Raw genomic sequence first — 12,252 nt, forward strand, 5'->3', positions numbered from 1 at the left:
GCCTCGGCGAACCGCTCAGCGGTCTCCTCGGCCGATTCCTGCGGATCTTGTAGCTGCTCTGGCATGGCAGGGGAGACCGGGGCCTGGACCGGTTGCGGCTCCGCACTGTCCAGCTCAGCCGCTGTCGGCTCGTGCTCTGCCGTGGCCTCGAGCGCGGAGTCTTCGGGCTGGGCGGGGGCGGAGACCCGCTCGAGAGTGAACAGGATCGGCGCCTCGATGCCGGCGGCGGCAAGACCGGCGGGCGCGGTCTTGGCGAGCGGGACGCCATACCGCGCCAGCCGCAGAGGCATCACCGCCTCGACGGGCGCCTTGCGCCGCCATGCGCGACCGAAGCGGGAACGCAGGCTCGCCCGGTAGACCAGGCGCTCCTGCTCGAGCTTGATGACCTGCTCGTAGGAACGCAGCTCCCACAGCTTCATGCGGCGCCACAGGAGGAAGGTGGGGACCGGGGAGAGCAGCCAGCGGGTCAGGCGGACGCCCTCCATGTGCCTGTCGGCCGTGATGTCCGCGATCCGGCCGATCGCGTGCCGGGCCGCCTCGACCGACACCACGAACAGCACCGGGATCACCGCGTGCATCCCGACACCCAGCGGGTCGGGCCAGGCCGCCGCGCCGTTGAACGCGATCGTCGCCGCCGTCAGCAGCCACGCCGTCTGGCGCAGGAGGGGGAAGGGGATGCGGATCCAGGTGAGGAGCAGGTCCAGGGCGAGCAGGACGCAGATGCCGGCGTCGATGCCGATCGGAAAGACGTACGCGAAGTCCCCAAACCCCTTTTTGACGGCGAGCTCACGGACGGCCGCGTACGAACCCGCAAAGCCGATACCCGCGATGGACAGCACACCGGCGACGACCAGCCCAACCAACAACCGCTGCACCCGCGTTAACCGACGACGCTCCCCCACACTCCCCCGCCTCCCACACGCCCCCACACCAGGCCAGTACCCAGCCGCACAACACGCAACACGACACCCTCCCCCACAACAACACCCTTAAACCCATGCCACCCAGCGACACACACCGCTCACGCAAACCAACCCCTCCACCAACCCTTGCACCAACTCTTGGGTTCGGGGAGGAATGTCGGTGCTGGCACGTACAGTCTTTGCGACGTTATGGGGCAAGCACACCGGGTGGTCACATTGTGTCCAGACGACCGGTCGATCCGGAGGAGGCGCGGCAGTTGATGCTGCGCAACGGCTGCAAGCCGAAGACCGCCTTCACCAGGGCGAAGGAAGCGTGGCCCAGCACGTGCGAGAGGTGCGCAGCAGACATCGACCCGACGTACGACAGCATCGCCTCAAAGGCAAGGAAACACGGCGACGCACCGCGTGGCTGCGGTAACTGCGCCGACCGCGCGCGGGCGCAGAAGTACCGGCTGGACCAGGCGGAGTTGGCGAAGACGATCGCCAAGTTCCAACGTCAAGCTGCTCGAGCCTTACACCAACAACAGAACGCGAGTGGAGAGCATCTGTCTCAACGAGGGCTGCCCGCGCCAGGGCAAACCGATCAAGGTCCTGATCAAGGCAGTCCGCCAGGGCGCCATGGCCTGCAAGTACTGCGCCCAGCGGGCGATCGATCCGGATTTTGGCCGTCGCCATCATGCGCCGCAAGGGTCTTGTCGAACCCACAACCGCATATGAACGGGTCGAGGAGCCGTGGCCGGCCATCTGCCAGCGCTGGCGCGGTGCAGCCGCGGCTGCACGACATCATGCAGGGCCAGGGAGCCTGCATGGACTGCGCCCCGAACACCCCACTGACCAAACAACAGGCGTGGGACAGGGCACTGTCCTATCGGTTCCGCCCGCACGACCCGGACGCCTTCGAGAACACCAACACCCCCTGGGCGGGCACCTGTATGGACTGCTCGGGCCCCGTGAACCCCTGCCTGGGCAACCTCTACCGCGGCCAGGGCGCCTGCAACTCCCGCAGCTGCAAACTCACCGGATTCAACGACACCGAACCAGGGCTCGTCTATCTGGTGCAACGAGCCTCGGACCCGGCCATGGCGAAGATCGGCATCTGCGAGGACTCCACACACAACACCCGGCTGAAGGTCCACATGCGCAACGGCTGGGAGACCGCCTACACCCGGTCCTTCACCGTGGGGAACTGGACTCAGTACGGATTGACCGTCGGCTCACCGCCGATGAGCTGGACCTGAAAAATCCCCAGCGCCGCCGCGTCGACGATCACCCTCTGCCAGTCCGCAGGAGTCATGACGCCATGCGACGCCTGCGGACCGGACTCGGAAAGACGATGCGAACACGCGAGTTGGCATGCGCCCGTGATCTCCAGTTTTCCGACCGAGCTTGCAGAAACATGGTGCTGAGCTGGGGATTTGTATGGCGGACATGTTCGCATCGTGCCTCAGTTCAGCGGGCGCTTTATGGCCGCGAAGACCGGGGAGTCGAGGAACGCCCGCTCCCGCCTCGCCTGGCTCGTGGCCGGACTGATGCGTCGGCCCGGCACCATGCCGTATCGGCAGGCGGTGCCGGACGGCCCGCATGAAGCGCTCGCCACGCTCCTGGATGACGGCCGCGTCATCGTCGTCGCTCAGCCCACCGGCGCCGCGGCGTCCACCCTGGTGTCGTACGACGCCGAAATGCCCTCACCGCGCGGGCCCGGTGCCTCACCCGCCCTCGCGGGCGGCTGATCTAGCCCTGCCCTGAGTTCGGAGACGGCCCGGCGGTTTGCCGTCCCGGGTCAGTTCGCCCGGTACGAAGCCGTCGTCGCCGCCCAGCGCCTCGTGCACCCGCTCCAGTAGTGCCTCGGTGGTGTCCCACACCGTCTCGTCCTGCGGGGCGTACAGGGTCCCGTCCGGCTCGCCCGCCACGTGGTAGACGAGGACGAGCGTGCCGTCGTCCTCGGTGGCGACCGTGGTCTCGTACGTTGCCCCGGTCGACCGCGTGAAGTGCAGCCGGAAGCTGCCGCCCTGATCGTCACTGCCTTCGAAGACGAAGCCCTCGCCGGTCATGGCGTCCCTGAGCGCCACCACCAGGTCCAGGCGCCGCTGCAAGGCCAGCTGCAGCTCGTCCAGCCGGCGCTCGGCGTCGGGCAGCCAGCCCTCCAGCTCGGCGACCGCCATCAGGGCCTCAGCGGCCGAGCGCGCGGTCAGTGCCTCGGTGACGGCGCGCAGGGCGTCCCCGATCTCGTCGGCGGGGCCCGGGTCACCGAGTTCGGCGGCGACATCCACCACACCCTCGGCCGCCGAGCGTACGACGTCGAGCCGCCCGGCGGCCTCCGCGAGGGCCAGCTCCAGGGCCACCTCGGACGCCGCCAGGGCCGCCTCGGTGTGGGAGCGTTCCCGGCGGGCGGCCGTCTCCTGGGCCAACCTGACACGCTCGGCTGCCCACCTGCGCTCCCTGTCCCGGCGCTCCGCTGCTCGGAGTCGGCGCACCGCCGCCTCCCGCCGCGCGTACAGCGCGCCAACGCGGACGTTGCCGCGCCACCGTATGAAGGGACTTTCCGGAGGAGGGTCGCCTTGAAGTCTCTCTGTGCCGGGAGCGTCAGCGATAGCAGTGGGGTGAGGGGGGTCGCGCCTCTCGCCGGCTACCGCGGCCGGTTCTGATGGGGGTTTCGGCAACCCATCCCGCCCTGGCCCAGAGGCAGAGCCCAACGGTCGAAGCGGGACGTCCAGGAGGGAAGCAATGTAGCGGCGCCACAATGGATGACCCCGCCAAGCCCGGGGCAGGGGCGCTCGCTCGCCACGCTTGACACCGTCGGCTTCGGTCAGGGAGTTCCAATAGCGGCGAGCGACGCCTCCCGTCATGCGCTGTCTTCCTCCCCGTGTGACCCATCGGTTGGGAGTTGCTCCGTTCCGCGGATCTGGCTTCCGATTGAAGTATCCCCCGCGACAACCGCCCGTAGCGTGCGAGCAGTCGCCAACTGACGTAGGAGCGCGGGTGCCACAGCTCCAACGGCGACGGCGGCCGCAGCTCCTGTGACCTGGCTGTGGAAGACCCAACCGGCGAGCCCACCCAGAAAGACCCGGGTCGCCGCCACCAAGGAGTCGGCTACGGGATCCATGTACTCCGTGAGGGCAGGCGCCCGGCGCCTACGACGAGCGCGCCGTACGCGACGACGGGCCTCTTGCCAGTCCACCAGGCATCCGAAGACCACAACGATCTCCACAAGACCGCCGCCCACGGCACCGTATGCAACGGCACGTTGCCACCCCACGTCCCCCGCTCCGTCCTGTCGAACCGGCACGCCCAGTGTTCCAAGAGCCACTACCCCGCGCGCAACGAACACACGACTCACAAGTAGACCCCGGCCCCGGGCCAATTCAAGGGGCCGAGTTTATGTTTCTCGCTCAGCGGCCACCGCGATCCAGCTCCAGAAGCTGGGCCTACCACGTTCGCCGAAGACGCCTCACAGCTACGAACCGGCAACGCGCCCCGGGCGATGGCCACCTGGCGCAACCTCGCCATCGGCGCCCTACGGCTGGCCGGCGCGACCAGCATCGCCGCGGCGCTGCGACACAACGCCCGCAACGCGGACCGCCCGCTCGGCCTGCTCGGGCTCAAGTGATCACGAAACGGACGCCCGCCAACTACGCCGAAGCCCTGGCTCAAAGCCCTGCCGCATTCACTGGGCCCTGGCAGGGCTTTTGGTGCGCTCTGCGCAGTTCGAGCGCGTCGGGAACATCGTCACCCTCAAGGAAATCCTCGAGGAGGAGAACCCGCTGCGGGACGCCCGAGGCTTCGGCCTCGCCAATGTCATCCTCACCAACGGCGCGCGTCTCTACGTCGACCACGCACACCCCGAATACAGCGCCCCCGAAGTCACCAACCCGTGGGACAAGGCCGGCGAACGCATCAAGGCCGAGGCCGCCGAGCGCGCGGCCCAGCTCCCCGGCGCCCAGCCGATCCACCTCTACAAGAACAACACCGACAACAAGGGCGCCTCCTACGGCACGCACGAGAACTACCTGATGAAGCGGGAAACCCCCTTCTCGGACATCGTGCGCCACCTCACGCCGTTCTTCGTCTCACGCCAAGTCGTCACCGGAGCGGGCCGCGTCGGCATCGGCCAGGACGGGCACGAGCACGGCTTCCAGCTCAGCCAGCTGGATGGCCGGGCGAGGGCCCCAGCACGTCACATCGCCGACGACCAGCCGCTCTCCCACCAGACTGCTGCCGACGGCACACCGTCGTGATCATCGGCGCGTCACAGATGAGCGCCGGTTCCCGGTCCGTGATGGAGCAGGTGTCCGGCGCGGGGCGCGAGTTCGTCTTATGGCAGCGCGATCTCGAACCAGACCACCTTGCCGGTGGACAGACGGGTGGCACCCCAGCGGCGGGCGAGTTTGTTGACCACGATGAGCCCGCGTCCTGCCTCATCGAGGGGGTCGGTCAGTCGAGCTCTGGGAAGGCTCGGCACGTCGTCGGCGACTTCGCAGCGCAGCGCGTTGGTCCGTAGCAGCCGCAAGGTGACGGGATGGCTCGCGTAGCGCACAGCGTTGGTGACGATCTCGCTGACCAGCAGTTCCACCCTGTCCGTGAGTTCTTCAAGGTCCCAGTGCTTCAGCGCCCTCCGGGCGAGATGTCGGGCTCTACGCGGAGACGAATCGTCGGGTTCCAGGAACCAGTAGGCGATATTGCTCGGTGCGATTCCGTTGAAACGGGCCGCGAGCAGCGCGATGTCGTCTTCTCGGACGCTGTCGCCGGGGCCGCCCAGTTGATTGAGGACCGAGTCACACACGGCTTCCAGTGGCGGTGGCTGAGTGGAGCCAGCCAGCCGTCCGACGGCGGAGAGCTGTTCACGTAGGTGTTCCATCCCGGTCCACACGTCTCGCGTCCGTGACTCGACCAGGCCGTCGGTGTACATCAGCAGCGTGGCACCGGCTGGTGCGTCCACCTCGACAGCTTCGAAGTACACCCCGCCCACGCCGATGGGCGCGGCTGGCGGCACCCGGAGTACCTCGGCCCGGTGGTTCGCGTGCAGCAGGATGGGCGGCGGATGCCCCGCGTTCGCGATGGCGAGCTTGTGCGCGACAGGGTCGTAGACGGCATACATGCAGGTCGCTATGTGGTTCGGGCCTAATCGCTGTGCTTGCTCGTCGAGGTGGTGCAGCACTTCCTGTGGTGGCAGGTCGAGCCCTGCCAGGGTCTGCAGGGAGGTGCGTAGCTGGCCCATGATGGCGGCGGACACGTTGGTGTGGCCCATCACGTCCCCGATCACGAGGGCAACGCGACTGCCAGGAAGGGGGATGGAGTCGTACCAGTCCCCGCCCACCCGTGCCGTCTCGGTGGCCGGGAGGTAGCGGCTGGCCAGCTGCACGCCGGTCGGCTGTGCCAGGGTCTCGGGCAGCATGGTGCGCTGCAGCTCGTCCATGACGTACGCCTGGCTTCTCACCAGCAGGGCTCGGTCGATGCCCAGGGCGGTATGCGTCGCCATCTGGGCGGCGACGAGCAGATCTGCGTCATCGAAGGGGGTGTGGCGGCGGCGGACGAGAACAGCGAAACCGAACAATTGCCGCTTGCTCTGGAGGGGGGCGATCAGCGCACTCGATCGATCCGGGAGCGAGCGTCCGGTGATCTCCGTCAGTGCGGCCTCGGACAGAGCGTCGTCGACGAGGACGGGACGGACGTTGCTCAGGAGTTCGGCCAGCGCACCGTCTACCGCAACGCTCATGTCCTCCTCGGGTGCCGGAAGCGTCTGAGGAATGGCGTCCGGAGAGGAGGAAGGCGCCTGCTGGTGATGGGCCAGGCGTACGTCATCCAAGCGCAGTGACTCGTAGTCCTGCAGGGGCTGTCTGAGGTAGACGAGGATCCCGTCGGCGAACTGGGGCACCGCCGCCTCGCCGAACCCGGCAACGACCTCCTCGATGCTGATGCCCGAAGCGATGCGCTCGGTGGCGGCGGAGGCGAACCGCATACGGTCGAGAGACGGCACAGGTTCGTTTGCCACCGAGTCCAGAGCGGCGAACTCGGTGGTCACAGGATTGTGCGGAGTTGTTTTGAACAATGGCGCAGCAACTTGCGTCTGGACTGACCCGTTGTCTGCGGCAGGTGGTGAAGCGTCCGCTGTGCTCTGACCGGGAATCGTCCGGTTACGGGACGGGGTCCCGACCGGCTCGGCAACGTGCAGGCCGAGGTCCTGCGCGGCTTCCTGCACGGCGTCATGCTCCCGATCCAGCACGAAGCGCACCTTCTCCAACGCATCGTCCACGGCATCGAGCCCGGCCTCGTCAGGCTGCGGCGGTGTGAGCGGAGCAGGCAGCAAGCTGCTCTGCGTGGCCTCAGTCGGAACGGCGGCTTGGACCTGTGCTGTGAGTGCCTCCAATGCGGCTTCCAGATCCTGGATCCGGCGCGCGGCGTGGTCGGCGACGGTCTGTGCCTTCTGCCGCTCGCGGTCCGCCCGGGCCAGCTGCGTGCGCAGTTCGATCTCCTGGCCCTCGGCGCGCCGCCGCGTCTGCTCCAGACCCGCGACCTCGCCTGCAGCCCCCGCGGAGCGCCGCATCCCGTCGATACGCCGGGTCAGTTCCAGAACCTTCGACTGGGCCTGGCCGAGCATGCCAAACAGGATCGTGGCGATCTGGAGGGCTTGCTGCCGGCCCTGTTCGCTGGCTTCGAACGCCCGGCGGGCGCGGTTGAGTTCCTCGTAGGCGGTCAGGGCTCGGCGCTGAGCCTCCAATACTTCCCGCGCGGTCACCTGCGGGCCACTGCCGTCCGTAGCCGTTGGCGCGCTGCGTGCCAGGCCCCACAACTGCTGCGGATGCGCCAGCCGTCCGTGAGCGGTGTCGATGTCATCCTCGGGAAAGCAGACGTCCGCGACGGCTTCCACCAAGTCCCACATCAGGCCCTCGCCCGCCAACTGTGCCCGGAGCCTGCTCAGCGACGGCACCCGACCACTGGTGAAATGCTCGGCCGCCAGCCGCTGATGCAGGAGCCGCACGGACACCCCGGCCTCATCCAGCCACGACCGTAGCGTCCCGACAAGCTCGTTGATCTCCGCGCACCCACCCCGCGCTGCAGCCCACGGCCTTCCAGTGCGCGCCTGCTCCCCCACGGTCTGCTCCTCGAGCGAAATTGTTCCGGCACAACTCCCGGCTTGTTTCTGCAACAACATCCAACCGCTCGCTCACCAGCGCTCGCTGGGAAATCGTGGAACGCATCGACGAGTCCGACAACCTCAAACCCCAGGCGGTACTACGCGTGTTCCCTGATCGATCCGCGGTGGTCATGATCCTGCTCGCCATCGTGCTGACGCTGTCCCTTGCGGCAGCCATCACCGCCGCAGCACTGGCCCTCTGGGACAATGCGACCGTCCCTACCGCCCTTACGCGGGCAGGGATCGCCTTCGCCGGAGCCCTCTCCCTCGGCATTGCCTTCATCGCCCTGGTCGTCTCCGCCTGGTCCTAGACACGAAGGCCACCTAGTCACCGCCTCCCCACTCGCCCCGGCCGTCGAGCAGGCCGCAACGGCCATTACAGAGAGCTGATAGCCAGCCTCCCCTTTCACCGCCAGTCGAGAGGCCGGCGGACAGGAGGGAAGCCGCTCGTCTGCTTGGTGGAACAACATGTCCAAGTGGCACATGGAAACTCCGCCTGCACCCAAGTACGTCCCCGGCATCGCGGCGCTCCTCGGTCTCCCCGAGAGCCACGTTCACCGGCTGATCGCCGAACAGTGGTACGACGTCCGCCCCAACGATCAAGGACCTCGGCACTTCCGCCCTCTCCCCTCAATCGCCCGCGACGTAGCGAAGTCCGACATCGTCACGCTAATGGATGTGGCCAAGACGTTCAGCGGCACGCCACGGAGACGGAATTGGCGAAGCTGAAGGCCCAGGACGATGACGAGGGTGCCGCCTGACGACGGTCTTCTCGTCCTAGGCGCGGCGGGGAACACGGCTGGGCGGCGGGTGCTCGCCGAGCTGTGCGGGGTTCAGCCCGACGTACCGGCGATGCGCACCGGCGGCATCCCCGGTGGCCGGTGGGCGGTCACTCACCGTGGCGGTCGGGTCCGTCGGGGCGCCGGCCGGGGGTCTGTCGCCTGTGGCGCAGGGCCTGGCGGTGGGCCGAGAGCGGGTTGCGGCGCCGCTGTTGGTGATGCCAGCGGGCGCGCCACCAGGCAAGCCGGTGCACGGAGTCCTGGGGGAAGACCGACTGGATGGCGGTGATGAGCAGGCCGAGGGCGAAGCAGGTGAAGGCCACGGCGGTCAGCCACCACGGCGCGCCGATCAAGGCCAAAGCGAGGCCGCTGATGCCGGTGGCGGCGCGCGGTCCCGCCGCGCCCGCTCCAGTCGTAAATCGTCGTTCCCCGTTGCAGGTATGCCCGATGCTCCTCGTCGGCGTGGAGGGTGTCCTGATGCAGCTCGTTCCAGGCCTCGCCCTCCTCCTGCAGCAGCTGCTCGTTGGCATCGGCCTGCGGACCGGTGAGCAGGTCGCGGGCGATATTGGCCACGACCTGGAAACGGGCCGGGGAGTGCCAGGCCACGTCCTCCTCCAGCGCCGTCACCACGGCCAGCAGGCGCTGGTCGTCTTCGCCCAGCATCGTGTCGGACGTCCAGGCCGTTGCTGCGCGCACATCCGCGGCCGCCTCTAGAAGTTCGGTCTCCGGGCCGGTGCAGAGCGCGGCGGCCGCCAGCCTCCACAGGTTGCGGGCAGCACGGTGCCGCAGGAGGGGAAGCAGACCGTCCAGTAACTCGTCTGTGAACGGTTCGGCCACCGCGACGGCGGTCACCACGGCATCGGTTAGCATCCGGCCCTGGTAGTCACGGAACGCACGCTGGTACTGCCCCGGCAGTCGCAGGGAGATCGCGCGGGCCCGCTCCAACAGGTCGGTGCTCACCCGCAGCCGCAGGGGCCGATCCTGGCGTGGATCGTTTCGCCAGCGCGGCGGCGGCGGATAGCGCAACACGGTGGAGATGTGCGTCAGCCTGTCGTCAGGATGCTCCTGCTCCTGCCGCTCGACGTGCTCGGCCAGCAACCGGCGCACGGTCGCATCCCGCGAGGCGCCCTGCTTCGCCATGACAGCGGCCAGCGCATCGAAGACGCAGGGCGGGAGCCGGACGTTGGTCTCCACGTTCTTCGGAGTCTCCGGATGGACAGACACACCGCGATTATCGGCACCGGACCCAGCACTACGCACCCGGCCGGATCGAGAGCTGATCGGTCATCACCACCAGCAGCGTACCCCCCTCTCCGGTGCTCGCTCCTCACTGTCCTGCACGCCCGCGCAGCTTCAGCAACCGATGCCGTGCCCGCCCATTGATTGATCCGATCCGCTCACCCAACGGAGTCCCGACAAAGTCGGACTGTAGTAGGACTCCGTTACGTCTTCCGGTCGGGCCTGTTCGGGACCACGGTGGGTGTGTGGATGCACATGAAGTGAACCATGTTCGGGCGAAGTTGGCGTTGTTCGTGGCGGATGTGTTCGCCTCGGTGCCGCGGAAGGACCAGCGGGCCAAGGGCGACTGCTATCTGCGCGGGCTGATGCTGGACGGCCGCCGCAAGTCGATTCAGGCCATGGCCTCGCGATTACCGGACGGCAACGAGCAGAACCTGCAGCAGTTCGTGAACCAGTCCACGTGGGACGCCGTGCCAGTGCAGCGCCGGATCTGCGAACGGATGCTGCCGCTGATCGGTCCGGCGGCCTGGGTGATCGACGACGTGTCGGTGCCCAAGGACGGCCGGATGTCGGCCGGGGTGGCCCCGCAGTACTGCGGGGCCTTGGGAAAGAGGGCCAACTGCCAGGTCGCAGTCAGCGTCCACGCCGCGACCGATACCGCGTCCTGCCCGCTGCAATGGCGGCTGTTTTTGCCCGAGGAGTGGGCGTCGGACACCGTTCGCCGGGGCCTCGCCCGCATCCCGGCGGACGTCACGCACCGCGAGAAGTGGCGCCTCGCCCTGGACATGCTCGACACGCTCGCCGACTGGGGCATGAGGCCGCCGGTCGTGGTGGCCGACGCCGCCTACGGCACCAACGCGCACCTGCGGACCGCGCTGTCCGAGCGCGGACTTGCCTACGTCCTGGCCGTCCGGTCGGACGTGAGTGCCCACCCCTTCGAGGCGAAGCCCGTCGCACCGGCCCGCAACGGGAGCATCGGCTGCTGGCCACAGCCCCGCTACCGGCAGACCGCACCGTCGCTGGCAGCTCTGGCCGCCGGCCTCGGACAGGAGGCATTCACCTCGCTCACCTGGCGGCACGGCTCGCGAGGGGAGTTACGCTCCCGCTTCGCCGCCGTGCGTGTACGCCCGGCCGGCAAAGCAGTCGAGCGCCCCATCAAAGCCGCGGCCTCGGCCGGACAGGGCTGGTGGGACGGGATCCTGCCCGACTGCTGGCTGCTGGTCGAATGGCCCGCCGGCGCCGAAGCGCCGACCGATTACTGGCTGTCCAACCTGCCGGCCGACACCCCGATCGCCGACCTGGTCCGTCTGGCCAAGGTCCGCTGGCGCATCGAGCACGACTACCGCGAACTCAAGCACGGCCTGGGCCTGGACCACTTCGAGGGGCGTTCCTGGCCGGGCTGGCACCACCACGTCACCCTCGTGACCGCCGCCCACGCCTTCCTCACCGAACAGCGCCTGGCCCCAAAAGTGCCCGGCCCTGTCCCACCCTCTACCAAGCCCTCGACGCCCTCCAGGCCGTCCTGAGGTGCTGGACCGGCGTCTGCACCACCTGCCAGCAACCCCTGCCCAGCGGGCAGCACTCAAGACCGAGATCGACATGGACCTAACGGAGTCCTGGTAGGTACTGACGGTGCTTGAGCTGGCTTCCCCCCAGGCCGTCGGCCAGAGCGACGACGAGCCGGATTCGGTCGACGTAATACCTGAACTCCGGCACCTGACGGACTACCTCGTGTGCCATCATCCGACCGGCGTGCATGAGGAAGTAGTCGTCCTGCAACACCCGACCGCTGGTAACCCGGCGCCGACGAACCATCAGTCCGTGGCTGCGCAGCACCGCAAGCGCCTCGTCTAGTGTGGTGCGCCGGAAATGGCGAGACTAAGTCTGTTTCAGGTTTCAGTGGTCGGCGGGTTGATTTTGGTGAGGTAGTCGGCGAGGGAGTTGAGGATCTCGTCGGCGGTCTTGGTCCAGGTGAAGGGCCTGGGGTTCTCGTTCCATCCGTCGATCCAGGCCCTGATGTCTTGCTCCAGTGCCTCCACGGAGTGTGCACCCCGCGGCGGATGAGCTTGTCCGTCAGCAGGCCCAACCACCGCTCGACCTGGTTCATCCACGAGGAGCCGGTGGGGGTGAAGTGGACGTGGAAGCGTGGGTGTTTGCCGAGCCACGTCCTGATCTCGGC

10 protein-coding genes and 2 pseudogenes are annotated in these 12,252 nt (G+C 68.1%); 6 read left to right on the forward strand and 6 right to left on the reverse strand.

Translation table 11 applies throughout. The features are described from left to right. On the reverse strand, window positions 1-875 hold an 875-nt coding region (locus tag AB0D27_RS43350; RefSeq protein ID WP_362520622.1), incomplete at its 3' end, for a DUF2637 domain-containing protein. 259 nt (window positions 876-1,134) lie between these two features. After that, the gene (locus AB0D27_RS43355; protein WP_362520625.1) at window positions 1,135-1,410 is read right to left on the reverse strand and encodes a hypothetical protein; all 276 of its coding nucleotides are present in this window, start codon (window positions 1,408-1,410) and stop codon (window positions 1,135-1,137) included. A gap of 319 nt (window positions 1,411-1,729) precedes the next feature. Here AB0D27_RS43355 and AB0D27_RS43360 point away from each other — a divergent pair, with 319 nt between their 5' ends. Beyond that, a complete protein-coding gene (locus tag AB0D27_RS43360; protein WP_362520627.1) occupies window positions 1,730-2,161 on the forward strand; it encodes a hypothetical protein in 432 nt (143 codons plus the stop codon). A 201-nt stretch (window positions 2,162-2,362) separates the two neighbouring features. After that, window positions 2,363-2,653, forward strand: coding sequence for a hypothetical protein (locus tag AB0D27_RS43365; RefSeq protein ID WP_362520629.1), 291 nt, complete (start codon window positions 2,363-2,365; stop codon window positions 2,651-2,653). On the opposite strand, the gene AB0D27_RS43370 is transcribed toward AB0D27_RS43365, so the two are convergent. After that, window positions 2,630-3,331 carry a hypothetical protein gene (locus AB0D27_RS43370; RefSeq protein WP_362520632.1) on the reverse strand — a complete coding sequence of 234 codons (702 nt, stop codon included), beginning with the start codon at window positions 3,329-3,331 and terminating at the stop codon, window positions 2,630-2,632. The genes AB0D27_RS43365 and AB0D27_RS43370 overlap by 24 nt on opposite strands. A 1,022-nt stretch (window positions 3,332-4,353) precedes the next feature. Here AB0D27_RS43370 and AB0D27_RS43375 point away from each other — a divergent pair. Together AB0D27_RS43375 and AB0D27_RS43380 are read left to right on the forward strand one after the other, a co-directional pair. After that, window positions 4,354-4,530, forward strand: a pseudogene (locus AB0D27_RS43375) (ISAs1 family transposase); the annotation flags it as partial. An 82-nt stretch (window positions 4,531-4,612) separates the two neighbouring features. Then, a pseudogene (locus AB0D27_RS43380) lies at window positions 4,613-5,068 on the forward strand (proteasome accessory factor PafA2 family protein); the annotation flags it as partial. A 167-nt stretch (window positions 5,069-5,235) separates the two neighbouring features. Here AB0D27_RS43380 and AB0D27_RS43385 read toward each other — a convergent pair. Further along, window positions 5,236-7,092 (reverse strand): SpoIIE family protein phosphatase, encoded by a 1,857-nt coding sequence (locus AB0D27_RS43385; protein ID WP_362520642.1) that lies wholly within the window; start codon window positions 7,090-7,092, stop codon window positions 5,236-5,238. A 1,016-nt stretch (window positions 7,093-8,108) separates the two neighbouring features. Here AB0D27_RS43385 and AB0D27_RS43390 point away from each other — a divergent pair. After that, on the forward strand, window positions 8,109-8,366 hold the full coding sequence (locus AB0D27_RS43390; RefSeq protein WP_362520634.1) for a hypothetical protein: 258 nt from the start codon (window positions 8,109-8,111) through the stop codon (window positions 8,364-8,366). Between the two features lie 582 nt (window positions 8,367-8,948). On the opposite strand, the gene AB0D27_RS43395 is transcribed toward AB0D27_RS43390, so the two are convergent. After that, entirely contained in the window at window positions 8,949-10,028 is a 1,080-nt protein-coding gene (locus AB0D27_RS43395) for a hypothetical protein (protein ID WP_362520636.1), read from the reverse strand. A 290-nt stretch (window positions 10,029-10,318) separates the two neighbouring features. Here AB0D27_RS43395 and AB0D27_RS43400 point away from each other — a divergent pair, with 290 nt between their 5' ends. Beyond that, the gene (locus AB0D27_RS43400) at window positions 10,319-11,599 is read left to right on the forward strand and encodes an IS701 family transposase (RefSeq protein WP_362520639.1); all 1,281 of its coding nucleotides are present in this window, start codon (window positions 10,319-10,321) and stop codon (window positions 11,597-11,599) included. Window positions 11,600-11,962: 363 nt separating this feature from the next. Here the strand turns inward: AB0D27_RS43400 and AB0D27_RS43405 are convergent, their stop codons facing one another. Beyond that, the gene (locus AB0D27_RS43405; RefSeq protein ID WP_362520645.1) at window positions 11,963-12,112 is read right to left on the reverse strand and encodes a hypothetical protein; all 150 of its coding nucleotides are present in this window, start codon (window positions 12,110-12,112) and stop codon (window positions 11,963-11,965) included. Window positions 12,113-12,252: the final 140 nt, after the last annotated feature.

The sequence above is a fragment of the Streptomyces sp. NPDC048415 genome, from assembly GCF_040651675.1.
In the GTDB taxonomy this organism is placed as follows: Bacteria; Actinomycetota; Actinomycetes; order Streptomycetales; family Streptomycetaceae; genus Streptomyces.